Source organism: Paenibacillus montanisoli (genome assembly GCF_003268025.1).
GTDB classification, from domain to species: Bacteria; Bacillota; Bacilli; order Paenibacillales; family Paenibacillaceae; genus Paenibacillus_Z; species Paenibacillus_Z montanisoli.
Genome location: NZ_QLUW01000001.1, coordinates 959,987 through 980,223 on the forward strand (window position 1 = coordinate 959,987; position 20,237 = coordinate 980,223).

The 20,237-nt window shown below is 54.9% G+C and carries 18 protein-coding genes; all 18 read left to right on the top strand.

What is annotated here, in order from left to right; genetic code table 11:
• The first annotated feature begins 50 nt into the window (after positions 1-50).
• The 18 genes from DL346_RS04195 to DL346_RS04285 all read left to right on the top strand — a co-directional run bounded on the left by DL346_RS04195 (position 51) and on the right by DL346_RS04285 (position 20,220).
• Entirely contained in the window at positions 51-1,445 is a 1,395-nt protein-coding gene (locus DL346_RS04195; protein ID WP_112880801.1) for a stalk domain-containing protein, read from the top strand.
• A gap of 40 nt (positions 1,446-1,485) precedes the next feature.
• Positions 1,486-2,343, top strand: a complete 858-nt coding sequence (locus DL346_RS04200; RefSeq protein WP_112880802.1) for a phosphate ABC transporter substrate-binding protein — start codon at positions 1,486-1,488, stop codon at positions 2,341-2,343.
• Positions 2,344-2,430: 87 nt separating this feature from the next.
• Positions 2,431-3,390, top strand: a complete 960-nt coding sequence (pstC, locus tag DL346_RS04205; protein ID WP_112881778.1) for a phosphate ABC transporter permease subunit PstC — start codon at positions 2,431-2,433, stop codon at positions 3,388-3,390.
• Positions 3,387-4,280, top strand: a complete 894-nt coding sequence (gene pstA / locus DL346_RS04210; RefSeq protein WP_112880803.1) for a phosphate ABC transporter permease PstA — start codon at positions 3,387-3,389, stop codon at positions 4,278-4,280. Before pstC (DL346_RS04205) ends, pstA (DL346_RS04210) begins: the two co-directional genes overlap by 4 nt.
• Positions 4,281-4,315: 35 nt before the next feature.
• A complete protein-coding gene (locus tag DL346_RS04215; protein WP_112880804.1) occupies positions 4,316-5,452 on the top strand; it encodes a methyl-accepting chemotaxis protein in 1,137 nt (378 codons plus the stop codon).
• Positions 5,453-5,566: 114 nt separating this feature from the next.
• Positions 5,567-6,337, top strand: coding sequence for a phosphate ABC transporter ATP-binding protein PstB (gene pstB, locus DL346_RS04220; RefSeq protein WP_240633024.1), 771 nt, complete (start codon positions 5,567-5,569; stop codon positions 6,335-6,337).
• Positions 6,338-6,371: 34 nt separating this feature from the next.
• Positions 6,372-7,031 (top strand): phosphate signaling complex protein PhoU, encoded by a 660-nt coding sequence (phoU, locus tag DL346_RS04225; protein WP_112881779.1) that lies wholly within the window; start codon positions 6,372-6,374, stop codon positions 7,029-7,031.
• 565 nt (positions 7,032-7,596) lie between these two features.
• Positions 7,597-8,526 (top strand): phosphate ABC transporter substrate-binding protein, encoded by a 930-nt coding sequence (locus DL346_RS04235; RefSeq protein ID WP_112880807.1) that lies wholly within the window; start codon positions 7,597-7,599, stop codon positions 8,524-8,526.
• Between the two features lie 106 nt (positions 8,527-8,632).
• The gene (gene pstC, locus DL346_RS04240; RefSeq protein ID WP_112881780.1) at positions 8,633-9,553 is read left to right on the top strand and encodes a phosphate ABC transporter permease subunit PstC; all 921 of its coding nucleotides are present in this window, start codon (positions 8,633-8,635) and stop codon (positions 9,551-9,553) included.
• Positions 9,550-10,437, top strand: a complete 888-nt coding sequence (gene pstA, locus DL346_RS04245) for a phosphate ABC transporter permease PstA (protein ID WP_112880808.1) — start codon at positions 9,550-9,552, stop codon at positions 10,435-10,437. The genes pstC (DL346_RS04240) and pstA (DL346_RS04245) overlap by 4 nt, the downstream gene beginning before the upstream one ends.
• A 15-nt stretch (positions 10,438-10,452) precedes the next feature.
• Positions 10,453-11,211 carry a phosphate ABC transporter ATP-binding protein PstB gene (gene pstB / locus DL346_RS04250; RefSeq protein WP_112880809.1) on the top strand — a complete coding sequence of 253 codons (759 nt, stop codon included), beginning with the start codon at positions 10,453-10,455 and terminating at the stop codon, positions 11,209-11,211.
• A gap of 24 nt (positions 11,212-11,235) precedes the next feature.
• Positions 11,236-11,895, top strand: a complete 660-nt coding sequence (phoU, locus tag DL346_RS04255) for a phosphate signaling complex protein PhoU (RefSeq protein WP_112881781.1) — start codon at positions 11,236-11,238, stop codon at positions 11,893-11,895.
• A 172-nt stretch (positions 11,896-12,067) separates the two neighbouring features.
• Entirely contained in the window at positions 12,068-14,728 is a 2,661-nt protein-coding gene (polA, locus tag DL346_RS04260; RefSeq protein WP_112880810.1) for a DNA polymerase I, read from the top strand.
• A gap of 155 nt (positions 14,729-14,883) precedes the next feature.
• Positions 14,884-17,019, top strand: a complete 2,136-nt coding sequence (locus tag DL346_RS04265; RefSeq protein ID WP_112880811.1) for an ADP-ribosylglycohydrolase family protein — start codon at positions 14,884-14,886, stop codon at positions 17,017-17,019.
• Between the two features lie 339 nt (positions 17,020-17,358).
• On the top strand, positions 17,359-18,228 hold the full coding sequence (mutM, locus tag DL346_RS04270) for a DNA-formamidopyrimidine glycosylase (protein ID WP_112880812.1): 870 nt from the start codon (positions 17,359-17,361) through the stop codon (positions 18,226-18,228).
• Between the two features lie 97 nt (positions 18,229-18,325).
• The gene (gene ytaF, locus DL346_RS04275) at positions 18,326-19,021 is read left to right on the top strand and encodes a sporulation membrane protein YtaF (RefSeq protein ID WP_112880813.1); all 696 of its coding nucleotides are present in this window, start codon (positions 18,326-18,328) and stop codon (positions 19,019-19,021) included.
• A gap of 30 nt (positions 19,022-19,051) precedes the next feature.
• The gene (coaE, locus tag DL346_RS04280; protein WP_112880814.1) at positions 19,052-19,651 is read left to right on the top strand and encodes a dephospho-CoA kinase; all 600 of its coding nucleotides are present in this window, start codon (positions 19,052-19,054) and stop codon (positions 19,649-19,651) included.
• Positions 19,648-20,220 (top strand): lytic transglycosylase domain-containing protein, encoded by a 573-nt coding sequence (locus DL346_RS04285; RefSeq protein ID WP_112880815.1) that lies wholly within the window; start codon positions 19,648-19,650, stop codon positions 20,218-20,220. The genes coaE and DL346_RS04285 overlap by 4 nt, the downstream gene beginning before the upstream one ends.
• Positions 20,221-20,237 lie beyond the last annotated feature (17 nt).

The window sequence follows — 20,237 nt, forward strand, 5'->3', positions numbered from 1 at the left end:
GTACATAACAGGTTGACCACAAACCAATTTCAGAAGGGGATACGAGCTACATGTCCATGAAAAAAACGCTTATGATTTCCGCCCTGGCAGCGGCACTCGGCACATCGGCGGCAGGCGCGGCATCGGCTGCTGCAGCGCCGAATGCGACAACAGTCGACCTCATGATCAACGATCAAGCGATTCATGTTCGTTCGATTCAAGCGGGCAGCCAAGCGCTGTACTCGTTGCGCGATCTGGGAGCGGCGGCAGGCGCGCTGTTCGAAGTCAACGTCAAAGCTGGCGTAACGGCCTACTTCAACAACCAAGCGATTGAGCTTCACGCGGGCTCTAACGCAGCGCTCGTCGATGGTGAGCCTCTTGACCTGCTTCAAGCCGTGCAAAGCGTAAACGGCAGCTACTATGTATCGCTTGAAGATTTCGTGAGCGCATTCGGTCTTGACGCGTTCCAAGATGCCTCCGGCAAAATCTCCATCGACGCGATCGGGAAAGTCCATGCCGACAACATCCGCTGGTTGAACGCAGATCACCTGCTGGCGGCTCAACTGACGGAAGAAGGACGCATCGACTACATCGTGGACGCGCGTACGGGAGCATACAAGAAGCTGATTAACGCTGGCGATGCTTCCGAACTGACGGTTGCTCCGAATGGCCAAGCTGCAGCTTACACGAATAATGACGGTATCGTGTTCGTAATCGACCTAACGAAGAAGTTTTTGACGCCTAAAGCGATTTCGTCCGATAACTCGATCAAGCCTGAACTGGTCTGGTCGGCTGACAGCAAATCGATTTTCTTCCTGCAAGGCGATAAAGGCAGCGTCATCGCGAAGATGAACGTCGCTGACGGAAAGATCTCGAAAGTGCTGGATGATAAAGTCGATTACAAAGCCGGTTTGGCGGTTTCAGCGGACGGCACTAAATTCTATTACACGGTTACTAAGCCGGGCGCAGTAACGGCTGACGCTAATAAGCCGGTCGAGGAAGACGATGTTAATATCGACAATACGGGTACGGAGCCGCAAATCTACTACTTCGATGCTTCGGCAATGAAGGATGGCAAAGCTGTAAAGCTGACGTCTCTGACGGACGACAAAGTATTCGTAGGCGCAGCTGCAGATGGCAGCAAGGCTTACTATGTGAGCGTAGAAGAAAACAAGCCGTCCTCGCTCGTTGCCGTAGCGGCAGACAAAACGGTTACGAAAGTCATTGGCAATAAAGACGTGCTGCAAGCGACAATCGCCGGCGACAAGATCTATGCGCTGACGGATGCCGCCAACGGTGTGGAAGTCGTTGAAGTGACGCTCGCAACCGGCGCGGTTGCCAGCCTTGGCAGCGTGGAAGGCAACGTTAGCGAAGTCGTTGCAGCGGCAGGCACGCCGACTGCATTCGTGATCGATGATGCGGTGTATGTCAACTGGAACGGCACGCTTAAGAAAGTAACGATCTAATTCATACTTTTGTCCCAAAATGAGAGGAGATCTTACACAGATGAAAAGAAAATGGCTAAAAGGCATGGCACTGACTCTTATGGCGCTTGCAGTAGCGTTCGGAACGGTATCCTCCGCTGGCGCGGCAAGCAAATTGAGCGGCCGCATCGTAATTAACGGCTCCTCGGCGCTGCTTCCGCTGACGCTGCAAGCGGCGAACGAGTTCAAGAAGCTGAACCCGAAGGTCCGCATTTCCGCTTCGGCGGCAGGCTCGATCACAGGCCCGCAATCGGTTCGCAAAGGCATCGCGGACATCGGCGCCGTAGACTGGGATGCATCGAAGGATGTACCGGGCTTCAAGAAGTTTGACGGTCAAGTAGCTCACAAGGTAGCGGTAATTCCTTTCGCAGCGGTCGTAAATAGCGGCGTGGGCGTGAGCGGCCTGACGACTTCTCAACTGCAGGGCATTTTCTCCGGCAAAATCACCAACTGGAAGGATGTCGGCGGCTCCGACGCGGATATCATCGTCGTCAACCGCGCTTTCGGTTCCGGCACGCGCGTCAACTTCCAAATGAAGGCGCTGGCAGGCAAAGACTTCATGACGAAAGGCTCCAACTACAAAGAAGTCAAATCGAGCGGCGACATGAAAACGGCCATCGAAACGACGCCGAACGCGATCGGCTACATCGACCTCGTTTATGTAACCAGCAAAATGAAAGCCGTCAAAATCAACAACGTGGCACCGACGGAAGCGAACGTCATTAACGGCAGCTACAAGGTTTGGGGTTATGGCTACTACATGACCAAAGAACAGCCGACAGGCGCAACGAAAGCGTTCATCGACTATGTCCAAAGCAAGAAGTTCCAAACCGGATCGTTGAAGAAGCTTAAATTTATTCCGATCTCGGCCATGAAATAGAGGGTACAGCGGAGCCGGCTTATCGCAACCGAACTTGCGAGGCCGGCTCTGCGTTTGAACAATCGAAAGGAGAGCAGCGTCATGAGCATGATTGATATCCCGACTTCAGGCAAGGCGTCCGCATCAAGCGAACTTGGACGGAGCCTCGAAGCTTCGTCCGGCCGGATATTCAGCCGCAAATCGCGGCTTTCGTTCTACAACCGCACTTTCCGCATCATCTGCATCGCCAGCGCGGTCTTCGTCTGCATGATTTTATTCTCGATCCTGTTCCTGATGGGACGCACCGGCATTCTGACCTTTGACACCGTATCCGTGAAGGATTTCTTCTTATCGACGGAATGGGTACCGGAAAATGACCAGTACGGCGCATTTATCTTTATCTTCGGCACCTTCGCCTTAACGCTGCTGACCATGGCGATCTCCGTACCGCTTTCGGTCATTATCGCGATTTTCCTATCGGAAATGACGCCGGGTTGGCTGAAAACCGCGCTGCGTCCCGTGCTTGACCTGCTCGTCGGCATTCCTTCCGTCGTATACGGGTTTCTCGGCCTGACGGTGCTGATCCCGATGCTTCGCACGGTGACGGGCACGAATATGGGCGACGGCATCCTGGCGGCGGCGATCGTGCTGACGATCATGGTGCTGCCGACCATCAGCCGGATTACGGACGATTCCATCGTCGCCGTTCCGAAGAAATACCGGGACGCTTCGTATGCGCTGGGGGCCACGAGATTTCAAACGATCCTGAAGGTCGTTCTTCCCGCTGCCCGAAGCGGCATTATGTATGCGGTCATTCTCGGGATGGCCCACGCGATCGGCGAAACGATGGCGGTCGTCATGGTCATCGGCAATACGCCGCAGCTAGCGGATGCCCTATTCAAGCCGACATCCGTGTTGACGAGCAACATCGTCATGCAAATCGCGAACGTGCCTTTCGATTCGACGTGGAATGATGCGCTCTACTTGATGGGCTTTATTTTGCTCGTCATCTCGCTTCTTATGATCGTGATCGTACGCTTAATCCAAGGCAGAGGGGTAAAAGCATGAGCAAAGTGACCACCGCGGCTAATCAGTTTGCGGCTCGCAGAGGTTTTAACCAAATTGCTAACCGGCTGTTCACCGGCATCGTATGGCTGATCGGCATTTGCACGATCGTGTTTATTTGCGGCTTGCTGTTTCTGATCTTGAAAAAAGGGCTTCCGGAGCTCGACTGGAGCTTCCTCTACGGACTGCCGAGCGAAATGGAGGAGGGCGGGGGCATTGGACCGTTGATCTTCAACTCATTCTACGTGCTCGTCATCTCGCTCGTCATTTCGATTCCGCTTGGCATGGCGGCAGGCATCTATTTAGCGGAATTTGCGCCGGCTACGAAGTTCATTGCTTTTATCCGCATTTGCGTGGAAGGGCTCGCATCTGTGCCCTCGATTATTTTCGGTTTGTTCGGCATCGCCTTGTTCGTTGAGGCGCTCGATATAGGACTTACGATTATCGGCGGCGCGGTGAGCCTGGCGTTCTTGAACCTGCCGGTTCTGACCCGGGTAACGGAGGAATCGATCAAGGCGGTTCCGAAGGAACTGAAGCATGCTTCGTTCGCGCTTGGCAGCACGCATCTGCAAACCATCCGCCGCGTTCTTATTCCGGTTGCTCTGAACGGAATCATAACGGGGATCTGCTTGACGGCTGGGCGCGCTTTCGGCGAAAGCGCCGTGATTATTTTGACGGCCGGCGTATCCTCGTCGGGTGAAATGTGGGATTTCAGCTTGTACTCCCCAGGCGCGACGCTTGCCGTGCACTTGTGGTATGTGCAATCGGAGGCGATCGTTCCTGACGCGCAATTGATTGCCGAGAAGTCGGCAGCCGTGCTTGTGTTTGTCGTCCTGCTCATCAATATCGTCTTCCGCGTTCCGCTCTGGCTGAACGAGCGCAAAACGCGTTAACTATAGAATGCTTCGGCTTGAAAGGAGAGAGATCTATGTCGGTTTCTGTGTTGGAGCGGGAGATCGTTTCCGCCAGGGAGGAACAGGCTCAAGACCATGCTTTGCTGGCGCGGTTGATCCGGGAGGCAGCCATCGTGCGCGTGGCTCATACTTGCGAGGAAGTCATTGAACAATTCGCGCTAACGCCGGACCACGAGTGCGTTGTCGTATGCGATGAGGCCGATATGCCGATCGGGCTTGTGATGCGCGGCAAATTGACCATCATCCAGACGCACCGGTTCGGCAGAGAAATCTATTACGGCCGGTCCATTTCGAAGCTGATGGATGAGCAGCCGCTCGTCGTCAATGAAGGGATCTCACCGCAGGAACTGCTTGATCAGGCGCTGAGCCGCGAGGAGAAAACGCTCTACGACTGCGTTATCGTGACGGAGAACGACCGGTTCGCAGGTATTTTGACCATGGCGGACTTGTTGAAGCTGTCGCGGCTGCTGCAGAAGCAAATCGCTTGCGCGCAGATAAACATGATCCGCGGGGCGGAAGCGATGATCGGGGAGATCGACCGCTCGATCGTTTATGTGCAAGAAGCTTCGCAGAATGGCGAAACGATGTCCAAAGAAATGCTTGATTTAACGTTAAAAGGCAAGAACGAGCTTGATAAAGTCTCGCTCGCTTTTCATAATCTGACGAAGCGGACGGATGTGCAGGAAAGCCAGATCAGCGAGCTGCAGGAGCGAGCCGGATCCATCGACAAGGTATCGAAGCTTATTCGCGCGCTTGCGGACCAGTGTAACCTGCTCGCCGTGAATGCCTCAATCGAGGCTGCGCGCGCGGGTGAGCATGGGCGCGGCTTCGCGGTCGTCGCGGAAGAGGTACGTAAATTGGCTGCGCAGACGAAGCAATCGGCCGAAGATATTAATAGAATGATCAGCTCGATCATGGAGGCGGTTAAAGAAACCGTACATCTGGTCGGGCTCGGCAAGACGGAGACTGACGTCAGTCAGACCTATCTTAATGAAGCGGCGGACGTGTTCCGGCAGCTTTTTCAAGCGGCGGCGGGGAGCAGCAAGAGCTCCGCGGAAATCGGCCGGCTGGCGGATCAAGCTTGCTCGCAATCACAGAGCGTTACTATGCAGATGAAGCAGCTAATGGAAGATTTGCAGATGAAAGATTAACAATTTTAATACTGCGTTTACAAAACGAACATATTCGATAAACAAATTCGAGCTATCCTGTTCAAGGTAAGCCTGAATCGGACGAACGCGTCCACCAAGATGGAGGAAAATGCCATGCAATCCGTAGCATCTCAAACTTTGATTGATATTCATAAATTAAACCTGTACTACGGTCAATTCCATGCCTTGAAGGACGTCACGATGGACATTCCGGAGAAGGCGATCACGGCTTTCATCGGACCATCGGGATGCGGCAAATCGACGCTGCTTCGGACGTTAAACCGAATGAACGACATGATTCCCGGGACTCGGATCGAGGGCAAGGTTGCGATCGGCGGCGCAGATATTTACTCGAAGGAAGTCGATGTGGAGACGCTCCGCAAGAAAGTCGGCATGGTGTTTCAGCAGCCGAATCCTTTCCCGAAATCGATCTACGATAATATCGCGTACGGCCCGCGCCTCCATGGCATCCGCGGCAAGCAGAAGCTGGACGAAATCGTGGAAACGAGCCTTCGTTCCGCAGCGCTGTGGGATGAAGTGAAAGACTATTTGAAGCGTTCCGCGCTCAGCTTCTCCGGCGGTCAGCAGCAGCGCCTGTGCATCGCGCGCGCGATTGCCGTGAACCCGGATATTTTGCTTATGGACGAAGCGACTTCCGCGCTTGATCCGATCTCGACGCTGAAGATCGAAGAGCTGGCGCAGGAGCTGAAGGATAAATATACGATCGTGATGGTTACGCACAACATGCATCAAGCCGCGCGCGTTTCGAACCAGACGGTATTTTTCTTAAACGGCGAAGTCGTCGAGTTTGCCGAAACGGAGAAACTGTTCTCCAACCCGCGTGACCAACGTACCGAAGATTACATCAGCGGCCGATTCGGCTAATCTTGAAATTTAGAGGAGCGCATTTAAAGTCATGATGACGAAACGCAAAGAGTTTGACCATGGACTTGAAGAGCTGAATGAGCTCATCGTCGAGATGGGCCAGCGCGTCGAAACGGCGATCGCGAGGGCAATGGACGCCTTGGAAACGATTGATGTGGCGGCCGCGAAGCAAATCATCTCTGACGACAAAACACTGAATAAAATCGAAGAAAAGATATCCGAGCTCGGCGCGATGCTCATTGCCACTCAGCAGCCGGTCGCGAAGGATCTCAGACGCATCCTTGTTGCATTCCGCATTGCCTCCGATCTGGAGCGCATGGGCGATTTGGCTGTCGACGTAGCGAAGGCCGTCTTGCGGTTGGAAGGCCAAACGCTCATCAAGCCTTTGATCGATTTGCCGCGCATGACCCAAGTCGTAAAAATGATGACATACGAAGCGATTCAGTCTTTTGTTCAGGAAAATGTCAACATGGCCTACAAGATGGCCAAGGACGACGATCTAGTCGACGCTCTGTATTCGCAAATCATCCGCGAGCTGTTCTCGCTCATGATGGAAAATCCGAAAACGATCTCCCAGGCCACGCTGTTAAGCTTCGTTGGACGCTATATCGAACGTTTCGCGGATCACGCGACCAACATTGGCGAGTCCGTCGTTTATCTGGTAACAGGCACAAGGCCGGATTTGAATTCCTAACGAGCGGCAATCTTATTCCAAGCACTCGTTCCTTAAATAGCATGCCCCATGCAGCCGATTTGAAGCAGAGCATTACTTGCTTCAGGTCGGCTGTTTTGTTGATGTGGGTTGCTAAGGGGCAAAGCTTGCCTCTTATGTCGGCGAAACAGCCGAATATCGGAGCAAGAGAGGACGCAGTTACCTCTCATGTCGGCGAATCCGCCGAAAATCGAAGCAAGAGAGGAACCAGTTACCTCTCATGTCGGCGAAACAGCCGAATATCGGAGCAAGAGAGGACGCAGTTACATCTCAAGTCGGCGAAACCGCCGAATACCGGAGCAAGAGAGGAACTAGTTGCGGCGATCTGTGGCAGAGGGGGCAGCAAGTGCTCCTCTGTAAGCTCAATAACCGCCCAATTTGCAACCCTATGGCCGCAATGTTTTCGCTTCGTTTCAAAGTGTTAATAGAAGCCTTATTTTTTTACAATGCGTTTACAATCAGAAAATATCAAATTAATACGCAGCCTCTATTATAAGTCTTGTAAAACAAATAAACCGCGGTGGGGCGGAAGGAGAAATCAACTGAAATGAAAAAAGGATTGCTTATCGTAGTTGCACTAATGTTGACAATCGGTTTGGCGGCTTGCGGCTCGAAAAACACGGGAGAGAGCACCAACTCGCAAAATAGCGGTTCGACTAACGAAGCGGCAGCATTGAGCGGATCGCTTCTGGCAACAGGCTCCTCGGCGCTTCAACCGCTAGTTGAGCAAGTATCGAAAAAGTTCATGGAAGACGCTAAATTCGCAGGCATCACCGTTCAAGTTCAAGGCGGCGGCAGCGGCACGGGCCTTACGCAAGTAAGCGGCGGCCAAGCGGACATCGGTAACTCCGATATTTTCGCGGAAGAGAAGTTTACGGATGCCGATGCAGACAAAGCTAAAGAACTGGTTGACCATCAAGTTGCAGTAGTTGCGATGGCAACAGTTATCAATAAAGACGTAGCAGTTGACAACCTGACTAAGCAACAACTGGTTGATATCTTCACAGGTAAAGTAACGAACTGGAAAGAAGTTGGCGGCGCAGACGAGAAAATTACGATCGTTAACCGCCCAAGCAGCTCCGGTACGCGCAAAACGTTCGAGAAATACGCGCTTGGCACGAAATCCGAAGACGTTCAAGGTTCGATCCAAGAAGATTCCTCCGGTACAGTTAAGAAGCTCGTTTCCGAAACACCTGGCGCGATCGGTTACCTGGCGCTGTCCTACCTCGACGACACGGTTAAAACCGTGAAGTACGAAGGCGTTGATCCAACTGAAGAAAATATTGTAACAGGCACTTATCCGGTATGGGCTTACGAGCACATGTACACGAAAGGCGAGCCTAGCGAAATCGAAAAAGCATTCCTTGATTACATTACAAGCGATGCGGTCCAAAATGCAGACGTAGTAGAACTGGGTTACATTCCAGTAGGTAAAATGCAAGTGAAACGCGACGTGGACGGCAACATCACGAAGTAAGCAATAAAATAGCAACAGTCATTAGAGGTGGATGCGCTCCGCCTCTAATTGATTGTCAAGATACTGTTAGTCGAAGGAGAGATCAAGCATGGAGCAGCCCGCTGTTATGAATAAGAAACGTGTTCAGACGGGAAGTACAACTAGAGCATTCGCAAAACCGCATGTTATTGAAGAGTGGGTAGGCAAGGTCTATACGGCGCTTTGTATTTTGGTCCTCGTGATCACGATCGGCGCGATCGTCTATTTCGTTTCTTCCCGTGGTCTGGCTACGTTTTTTGTAGATGGCGTCAGCCTCGGCGGGCTGCTTGGCGGCTTGAAGTGGGAACCGGAAGGCGATATACCGCTTTACGGCGCATTGCCGTTTATTTTTGGCTCTTTCAGCACCTCTGTGCTGGCCGCTCTGATGGCCGCGCCGCTTGGCATGTGCGCAGCCGTGTTCATGACGCAAATCATGCCTGGCTTTGGTAAAAAAGTGCTTCAGCCGGTAATTGAATTGCTGGCCGGCATTCCATCCGTCGTATTCGGATTTGTCGGTTTGAGCGTAGTCGTTCCTGTATTGCGCGCTATATTCCCGGGTCAAGGGATCGGGATCGCGGCAGGCTCGATCGTACTGTCGCTCATGATTTTGCCTACGATTACGACGATTGCGACCGATGCGCTTGCCGCATTGCCGCGCGGTCTGAAGGAAGGCTCTTTTGCGCTTGGCGCCACGCGCTGGCAAACGATTTATCGCATCGTGCTGCCGACGACGCTGCCTTCTTTGTTAACCGGCGTCGTGCTGGGGATGTCCCGCGCATTCGGTGAAGCGCTGGCCGTTCAAATGGTCATCGGTAACTCGCCGCATATTCCGCACTCGCTGTTCGAATCGGCTTCTACGTTAACAAGCGCAATTACGCTTGACATGGGCAATACCGTAATGGGCTCCACGCATAACAATGCGCTGTGGTCGCTTGCGCTTATCTTGCTTAGCATGACGTTCGTGTTCGTATTCGTCGTCCGCTTTCTGGAAAGGAGAAATAAACGATGAACGCCAAAACTGCAGATCGCATCGCCACAGCGACTATTATCGGCGTAGCTTCTCTTATCGTACTGATTCTTGCGGGCTTGCTCGGCTTTATCTTGTTCCGCGGCGTCTCTCATATCAGCTTTGATTTCTTGACTTCTGTCCCCCAAACGATAAAAGCTGGCGGCGGGATTGGCCCCCAGCTGTTCAACTCGCTGTTCTTATTATTGTTGACCCTAATCATAACTATTCCGCTCGGCCTCGGCGCCGGGATTTATATGAGCGAATATGCCAAACCGGGACGCCTGACGGATTCGATCCGACTCGTTGTCGAAGTGCTGTCGTCCTTTCCGTCGATCGTCGTCGGTTTGTTCGGATTGCTCGTCATCGTAAACCTGTTCGGATTCGGGTTCTCGCTCTTCTCCGGGGCGCTTGCGCTCACGGTGTTCAACCTGCCGCTCATGGTGCGGATTACGGAGCAATCTTTAAAAGGAGTGCCGCGCGAGCAGAAGGAAGCAAGTCTTGCGCTTGGTCTGTCGCGCTGGAAGACGATCACTTCGGTCATGCTGCCGATCGCGACGCCGACGATCGTGACGGGTACGATTTTGGCCGCGGGCCGCGTGTTCGGCGAAGCAGCCGCACTGCTCTTTACGGCGGGCATGAGCTCGCCGCGCCTGGATTTCTCGAACTGGAATCCGCTGAGCCCCACCTCGCCGCTTAATCCGTTCCGTCCGGCCGAAACCTTGGCGGTTCATATTTGGAAAATCAACAGTGAAGGCCTTGCGCCGGATGCGGCTGAAATCGCCGCAGGCGCTTCGGCAGTACTGGTAATCACGGTATTGTTATTCAACTTCTCGGCCCGCTGGTTCGGAAGATACTTGCACCGCAGATTCACGGCGACCAAATAAGGAAGGGTGACGAACATGCATCAAGAAGGATTGTCAGCGAAGAATCTCCGCGTGTTCTACGGGGAGAAGGAAGCGATCAAGGGCGTTTCGCTCGACTTCGCTCCTCGTGAAGTAACGGCTTTGATCGGCCCTTCCGGTTGCGGCAAATCGACGTTTCTGCGCAGCCTGAACCGGATGAACGATACGATTGACGGCGTCCGCACGACAGGAGAAATTTGGATGGACGGAGAAAATATTAACGACCCGGGCGTCGATGTCGTTTTGCTGCGTCAGAAAATCGGGATGGTGTGGCAGCGTCCGAATCCGTTTCACAAGTCGATCTATGAGAATATTGCCTTCGGTCCGCGCTATCATGGAGTGCGAAACAAGAAGGAGCTGGATGCGATCGTTGAAGACTGCCTGCGCAAGGCGGCGCTTTGGGACGAGACGAAGGATCGTCTTCATCAATCGGCCCTAGCGCTCTCCGGCGGTCAGCAGCAGCGGCTCTGCATCGCCCGTTCGATTGCCGTGAAGCCGAAGGTGATTTTGATGGACGAACCGGCTTCAGCGCTCGATCCCGTTTCGACAGCGAAGGTAGAGGAACTGATTTCGGAACTGAAGCAGGAATACAGCATCGTTATCGTGACGCACAACATGCATCAGGCGGCTCGCGTGTCGGACAAGACGGCGTTCTTCTACATGGGTAAAGTGGTTGAATACGACGTGACGGATAAAATTTTCACGAACCCGTCCGAAAAAGCGACCGATGACTACATTTCGGGCCGGTTCGGGTAACGAAAGCTAAGGAGGCGCATCATGGTGATCAAACGGAAAGAGCTTGACGATGGATTGGTGCTTCTGAAGGAGAAGCTGATTGAAATGGGCAGCCGCGTCGAGCAGTCGCTGTCCGATGCGATGCAGGCGCTGCAGGATGTAGACGCCGATCGCGCCCGTGCCATTATCGCGGAGGATAAGAAGCTGAATCAGCTGGAAGAGAGCATCGATGAGCTCGGTGCCCGGATGATCGCTACGCAGCAGCCGGTAGCCAAGGATTTGCGCCGGATTCTGATCGCCTTCAAGATGGCCGGCGATTTGGAGCGGATGGGCGACTTGTCGGTCGATATCGCAAAAGTCGTCGTGCGCTTGGAGGGCCAGAAGCTGATCAAGCCGCTGATTGACTTGCCGCGCATGGCGGAGATTGCCGGACAGATGATTCATGAATCGATCGATTCTTACGTGCACGAGAATGTCAACCTCGCCTGCAAAATGGCGCAGGACGACGATCAGGTCGATGCTTTGTTCAGTGAAGTAATCCGCGATCTGTTCGAGCTGATGATCGAGAATCCTTCGACCATCACGCAGGCCGGGCTGATCAGCTTCGTAGGCCGCTACATCGAACGGATTGCCGATCATGCCACGAATATCGGCGAGAGCGTCGTGTATCTTGTGACCGGCAAGCGACCTGAATTGAATATGTAACGGTACCCGGATCCGGTGATCGCGTATATGCGCGGCGCCGGTTTTTTTACATGCAGTTAAGGCTAATTCATTCGAGCTTTCCTCTTCCGCTCATGCGGCCGGGAGTGGGAAAGCTTGTTTGCTTTATGTTATGATAGTCACTAGGAAAAATAAGGTGAGGTGTGCCTTTCGGATGGATAAATGGGTATTGATTGACGGCAACAGCATCATTTATCGGGCGTTCTTCGCCATGCCGCAGCTGACGAATTCGTCGGGCCTGCATACCAATGCGGTTTACGGCTTTACGACCATGCTGCTGAAGCTGCTGGAAGAAGAGAAACCGACCCATATGCTCGTCGCGTTCGATGCGGGAAAGGTCACGTTCCGTCACGAGGGCTACGCGGAATATAAGGGCGGACGGGAGAAAACGCCGCCGGAGCTGTCGGAGCAATTTCCGGTGCTGAAGGAGCTGCTCCGCTCCTTCGGCATCGCGCAGTATGAGCTCTCCGGCTTCGAGGCCGACGACATTATCGGCACGCTCAGCCGGATCGCCGACGAGAGCGGGATCGAGACGGTCGTTGTCTCCGGGGACAAAGATATGCTGCAGCTGGCTTCGGACCACGTGACGATCGCGCTGACCCGCAAAGGCGTGACCGATGTAGAGCGGTACGATCCGGCGCAAATTCAGGAGCGCTACGGGTTGACGCCGCTCCAAATTATCGACTTGAAGGGGCTTATGGGCGATACGTCCGATAACATTCCGGGCATTCCGGGCGTCGGGGAGAAGACGGCGCTCAAGCTGCTTCACGAGTTCGGCAGCGTAGAAGGCGTGCTTGCCAATACGAGCGAGATCAAAGGCAAGATGAAAGAGAAGGTCGAGGCGCATCAAGAGGATGCGCTGATGAGCAAGAAGCTGGCTACGATCTACCGCGAGGTTCCGCTTGAGAACAAAGCGGACGAGCTGGTCTATAACGGCTATGACGGAGCGGTGCTCGGCGACATGTTCCGCAAGCTGGAGTTTAAGTCGCTGATCGAGCGCCTTGATCTTCCGGAGGCTGGCGGAGCTGCAGCCGATGCCGATCTCGCCGAGGCGAACTATGCCGTCATGGCGGCAGGCGATCTAACGGCGGATGCGCTGTCCGCGCTGCTTGCGAACTCCGAAAGCTTCTACTTGGAGGCGATCGGCGACAACCCGCATCAGGCAAAGGTGATCGGGCTCGCCGTGGCAAGCGGCGACCGCATCGCCGTGCTGTCTTATGACGACTTGATGGGCGGGAAGCTTTCAACACCGATCCGCAGCTGGCTGGAAGACGCGAAAGCGCCGAAGAAGGGCTACGATCTGCATAAGGCCGAGCTCGCGCTGTCCTGGCTCGGCATCGAGCTGCGGGGCGTAACCTTCGATGCGCTGCTCGCCGCCTATCTGCTTGATCCGACGGAAACAAGCCAGACGCTTGCCGCGCTGATTCAGCGCCACCGGCTTGCGGCGATCCAGACGGATGAAACGGTCTACGGCAAGGGCGCGAAGTTTCAAGTGCCTGGCGCGGAAGTGCTGGCCGCCCATCTGGCCGCGAAAGCGGATGCGGTCCGCAGGCTCGTACCGCTGCTCACCGAAGAGCTAGAGAAAGGCCATATGAGCAAGCTGTGCTATGAGCTGGAGCAGCCGCTCGCCGTCGTACTGGCCGGCATGGAGAAGCAGGGCATCAAGGTCAACGCGGATGTGCTTCAGGACTTGGGCGCGGAGCTGGAGAAGAATGTGGCGCAGTATATGAGCGATATTTATGCGCATGCCGGCATGGAATTCAATATCAATTCGCCGAGACAGCTGGGCGAGGTACTGTTCGAGAAGCTGGGCTTGCCTGCGTGGAAGAAGACGAAGACCGGCTATTCCACCGACGCCGAGGTGCTTGAGAAGCTCGAGCCTTACCATGAAATCGTGAAGCTGATTCTCCACTACCGCCAGCTGGCGAAGCTGCAGTCCACGTACGTGGAGGGGCTGCTGAAGGAGATCCGCCGCGATACGGGCAAGGTGCATACGTTCTACCGCCAGACGATTGCCGCGACGGGCCGTTTGTCGAGCCAGTTCCCGAACCTGCAAAATATTCCGATCCGGCTCGAGGAAGGACGCCGCATCCGTAAGGCGTTCGTGCCGTCCGAGCCGGGCTGGCATATTTTAGCGGCGGACTATTCGCAGATCGAGCTTCGCGTGCTCGCGCATATTTCCGGCGACGAGAAGATGAAGCAAGCGTTTATTGATGATACCGACATCCATACGAAGACCGCGATGGACGTCTTCGGCGTCACCGCCGATCAGGTGGATGCGAATATGCGCCGACAAGCGAAGGCGGTAAACTTCGGCATCGTTTACGGCATCAGCGGCTTTGGCCTGGCGAACAACCTTGGCATCGCGCGCAAGGATGCGGAGATGTTTATCGCGCAATATTTCGAAGTATTTCAAGGGGTTCGGGCTTATATGGACAATATCGTCGCGCAGGCCCGCAACGACGGCTATGTGACTACGCTGCTCGAGCGCCGTCGTTACCTCCCGGACATTAAAGCGTCGAACTTCAACCTGCGCTCCTTCGCGGAGCGGACGGCGATGAACACGCCGATCCAAGGAACGGCGGCCGATATCATCAAGCTTGCCATGGTCAATATGGATAAAGAGCTCCGCGAGCGCGGGCTGCGCAGCCGCATGCTGCTGCAGGTGCATGACGAACTTGTATTCGAAGTGCCGGCAGAAGAGCTGGAGCTGATGAAGACCCTCCTCCCGCAGGTGATGGAAGGCGCGCTGAAGCTGGATGTACCACTGAAGGCGGACGTCAGCTACGGTGACAATTGGTACGAAGCAAAGTAATGCGGATAGCCTGAGGAACCCGCGCCGGATGGATCGGCGGCGGGTTCCTTTATTTGTTTCGAATTTGGTTATTTCCGACGTTCCATCCATGTTGTAAGCTAGAGGGGACGGGCTGCAGCGCTCCCGGCAAGAAGGAGAGAACACAGGAGGCCAATATGACGACAATTCCAAGCGATTATGTAGAACGCGTTTACGCAGGCTGGCTAGGCAAAGTGATCGGCGTGCGGCATGGCGGCAACATCGAACAGTGGACGTACGACCGGATCGCCCGGACGTTCGGCGAAATTACCGGGTATTTGCATCAGTTCAAAAATTTCGCGGCCGACGACGATACCAACGGGCCGATGTTTTTCCTTCGGGCGCTAGAAGATTACACCTACACGAGCGATATCACGCCGGAACAAATGGGACTCACTTGGCTCAATTACGCACCGGACGGCCACGGCTTCTATTGGTGGGGCGGTTATGGGAAATCGACGGAGCATACGGCTTATCAAAATTTGAAAAACGGCATCATGGCGCCGCGTTCCGGCTCCATCGAGCAGAACGGCCCTGCCGTCGCGGAACAGATCGGCGGTCAAATTTTCATCGACGTGTGGGGCTTGATCGCACCGGGCAATCCGGCGCTCGCTGCCGAGTACGCGGAGAAAATTGCAAGCGTTTCCCACGATGGCAACGGCAAGTACGGCGGCATGTTTATTGCGGCTTGCATCGCGGCTGCTTTTACGCATCGCAATGTGCATGACATGCTGAATGCCGGTCTAGCCGTCATTCCCGCGGACTGCGAATACGCCCGGATGACGCGGGCCGTCATGGAATACCATGCCGGGCAGCCGGAGAATTGGCGGGAGGCGTTCCGGTTCGTGGAAACGAATTACGGCTATCATCTGTATCCGGGCGAGTGCCATATCATCCCGAATGCGGCGGTCATCATTCTTTCCTTGCTGTACGGGGGCGGCGATTTCTCGCGCGCCATCAACATTTGCAACATGTGCGGGTGGGATACCGACTGTAACGTCGCCAACGTCGGCACAATGATGGGCGTGATGAACGGTCTTGCGGGCATTGACGCATCGTGGCGGAAGCCGATCAACGATTTTCTGTGCTGCTCCAGCGTCATCGGGACGTTAAATATGCTAGATATTCCTTGGTGCGCGGCCTACATCGCAAGCTTCGGCTACCGCATCGCGGGGACTGAGGTGCCGGAGCGCTGGGCGGGCGTTTTGAACGGCGATGCTCCGAGGTTCCACTTCGAGCTGCCTGGTTCTACTCATGCGTTCCGCACCGATGCGGATGACAGCGGCGCGCATGTCACGAGCTTCGTCGAGAATGTGACCGAAGCCGCGGCTAGCGGCACGCGGTCCCTGAAGGTCGTGTTCGACCGCGCTACAGGCGGCTACGGCTACCGGACCTATTACCAAACGTACTACCGGCCGCATGACTTCAACGATAGCCGGTACGACCCGAGCTTCTCGCCGCTGATCTATCCAGGCCAGACGATTACGGCAACGGTCATGGTGCCATCCTTTAACGGCGCGTCAGCTAAGGCGAGGCTGTATGTGAAGGACGGCAATGCGAATGTCCGCCATTACGGCGAGTCGGTCACGCTTGAGAAAGGCGAATGGACGTCGCTATCGTATGAGCTGCCTGCGATGGAGAACGTTTGTCTCGAAGAAGCGGGTATCGAGCTTGTGCCGACGGCGGGCTGGCATGATAATTTGGTCTATTACATCGACAGCATGCATTTCTCGGGCGCGGCGGATTACGCGGTCGACTTCCGTTATGAGCGCATGGAGCGCTGGCATGGCTTGCATCAGGAGGTCAGCCAGTTTACTTACCTGCGCGGGCTATGGGCATTGGAGAACGGGGAGCTGTCCGGCAGCTACAGCGGCGAGCCGGCGGAATGCTACACCGGCGACTTGAAATGGAGGGACTATAGCTTTGAAGCCGTTATCCATCCGCAAGCAGGCAACGGGCATTATTTGCTGTTCCGGGTACAGGGCGGAATCCGCTCGTATGCGGTCGGTTTGGCGGCGAGCGGCCGGATCAGCCTCTTGAAAAACGATAACGGTTATTCGGAGCTTGCTTCGGCTGACTTTGAGTGGGCGAACGGCCAGTCGTATACGGTCGCCGTCGAAGCGGTATCGAACCGGTTTTCCGTTTCGGTTAACGGGCAGACCGTGCTGCAGGCGGAAGACGAGGACAGGCCGTATTTGAGCGGCCAAGTAGGCTTCGCGAGCATGGGCGGCAGCCATACGCATTATAAGCGGTTTGCAGTGCGCGGATTGTAATCTTTTTTATGAAATCAGCCTATCGGCCGAAGCTTGTCTGGCCGATAGGCTTTTGTTGTTTTATATGTTGAACTAAAGATTTAGCAGAGCACATTAGAGGAGCGGGCGGAGTCGTTGTGAAGAAGCGTCAGCGTTCGCCTTTGTCACTCGTGGTTTCTACCTCTAAATCATTTATACAATCTAAGAAACCCGGGGGACAACAGCGATCGGAACAACGATCCGCACGCGCAGCGAAGAACGTTTTGCTCTTCTTTCGTTCAATCCCCCGCTTGCTAGGAGTTTGGGCCCGGCTGAGGTATAATTGAGGTCTGAACGAATGGCATGGGAGGAATGCGAGCAATGCCGGAATTACCGGAGGTTGAAACCGTTCGGCGGACGCTGAACGAACTGGTTAGGGGAAAACGGATCGAGCGGGTCACCGTCTCGCTTCCGCGAATTATACAGCGGCCGCAAGAGCCGGAGGCATTCGCCGCCGCGCTTGCCGGCCATACGATCCAATCCGTCGAAAGACGGGGTAAGTTTTTACGGATTTTGCTGGACGGACTCGTTCTGGTCTCCCATCTTCGAATGGAAGGCCGCTATGGCGTTTATCGGGCGGATGAGCCAGTTGAGACGCATACGCATGTCCGTTTCCATTTTGACGACGGCACTGAGCTTCGCTACAAGGATGTGCGCCAATTCGGCACGATGCATCTGTTTGCGCCGGGCGAGGATTTGACGCTGCCGCCGCTGAACAAGCTCGGCATCGAGCCGCTTGATGAAGCCTTTACGCTCCAAGCCTTCAAGAAGGCGCTCTCGAACCGCACGACCAAAATCAAGCCGCTTCTGCTGAACCAGGCATATATCGTCGGGCTCGGCAATATTTATGTGGACGAGGCGCTCTTCACCGCTGGCATCCATCCTGAGCGGCCGGCGGATACCATCAAGCCTGCGGAGTGGGTGAGACTTTACGAGGCGATACGCGCGACGCTCTCGCGGGCGGTCGATGTCGGCGGGTCGTCAATCAAATCGTATGTGAACGGCCAAGGCGAATTGGGCATGTTTCAGCACGAGCTGCTGATTTATGGACGCGAAAGCCAGCCGTGCCGCAAGTGCGGATCAAGCATCGATAAAACCGTGGTCGGCGGCCGAGGCACGCATATTTGCCTCCGTTGCCAGCCGCTTTCGAAGAATCGTCGTGTCGCGGCAGCCAAGTCGAACGTCAAATAAAGGCACTCCTTCGGGCAGCGCGCATATGATGTACCATTCATGTTTCTAGGCGAGTGCACAGAACCTGCGCTTTCGTCATCATGGGAGGGACATCAGGTTGGTCATACATGCTGCATCATTGCTGCTGCTGGCTTTTGCCGTAAGCTTGGATGGGTTCGGCGTCGGTATTACGTACGGGCTTCGGCGGATCCGGATCCCGGTGCCGTCGATCGTGATTATCGCGTTTTGTTCCGGCTTGGTCGTATGGCTGTCGATGCAAATCGGCACGCTGCTTACCGGTTATATGTCGCCCGTTGCGGCGAAGTGGATCGGTGCCATTCTGCTGATGATGATCGGAGTTTGGGCGCTTATCCAATATTGGAAACGCAGAAATGACGAGGATACCGGTTCTGAGCCCGAAGCTTCCGGCGGAAGCGACGCGCCTGGCTCGCTGATGGTTGCCGAGCGGATGTCGACGATCGTCATTTTGGAACTGAAGCGGCTCGGCATTGTCATACAAATACTGCGGACGCCGCAAATGGCCGACGTGGACCGATCGGGCATCATCTCCGCGTCGGAAGCCGTTCTGCTCGGGTTCGCCCTATCGCTCGACAGCTTCGGCGCAGGACTCGGGGCCGCGATGGTCGGCTTTAATCCACTGTTGACCTCGGTTGTGATCTCCGGCGCGAGCGGCGTCTTCCTGCTTGCCGGGATGCGTCTAGGCTTTCGGTTCGCGGCATGGCGCGGCATGCGCGCCTTGTCGGTGCTGCCCGGCCTTATGCTGATTGCAATGGGCGTCATGCGTTTAATGTAGGTGTAGGAACTGAATTTGAGGTGAATAAAAGTGAAATTGGGATTAACCGGCGGCATCGCATGCGGCAAAAGCACCGTCAGCGCCATGCTTGTCGCGCATGGCGCCAAGCTGATCGATGCCGACCAGGTCGCCCGGGAGGTTGTCCTTCCCGGAGAGCCTGCATTGGCAGCGATTGTTGCTGAATTCGGACAAGCCGTACTGAATGAAGACGGCTCTATGAACCGCGCCGAGGTCGGCAAGCTTGTATTCGGCAACAAAGAGCGGCTGGCCAAGCTCGAAAGCATCCTGCATCCCGCGATTCGCGAGCGGATGTGGGCGCGCATCCATACCTATCATGCGGAGAACCCGGCCCAACTGATCGTAGCTGACATTCCGCTGCTTTATGAGACTGGACAAGCTTCGCTGTACGATGCCGTCATGGTCGTTTACGTGCCGAAGACGGTACAGATTGAGCGGCTTATGCAGCGAAATTCGCTTTCAACAGAACAAGCGGAGCAGCGGATTGCGCTGCAATTGGATATCGAAGAGAAGAAACGGCTCGCTGATTTCGTCATTGACAACAGCGGCACAGTAGAAGAAACGGAGCGGCAGGTCGAGCGGTTTTTGCAAGAACAGGGGCTTCCTTTATGAAGAAATTACGAAGACGGGTTTTGCTCATTCTAACGTTGGCGTTCCTTGTGCTGCTGTTTGTTCGTTCCGAGTGGATGAGCCATTGGCTGTATCCGGTGCATTTTCGGCAGGATATTGTGATCAGCGCGGGAAATTATAAGCTTGAGCCGCATTTGGTGGCCGCTATCATACGAGTCGAAACCAATTATAAGACTGGGGTTGTATCGCGAAAAGGCGCCATCGGCGTTATGCAGCTCATGCCGGATACGGCAAATTGGATCATTCAGAGGGGCGGTTTCGGCAATGTGACGACCGAGGCGATCTCCAATCGGCCCGACATCAGCATTGAAATCGGATCCTGGTACTTGAATGCGCTGTACCAGCAATTCGACGGGAACATGTACACGGTGATCGCCGCTTACAACGCGGGTCCGGGCAATGTAAGCCGGTGGTTGGCCGACGGCAGGTGGGACGGCAGGCTGGAGACGGTGGAGCAGATCCCTTTCGGGGAAACAAGACACTATATACAGCGCGTCATTTATTATTATAATAAGTACAAGACCCTTTACCCGAATTTGCTCGAAAAATAAAAACTTTGGCCAGCCGC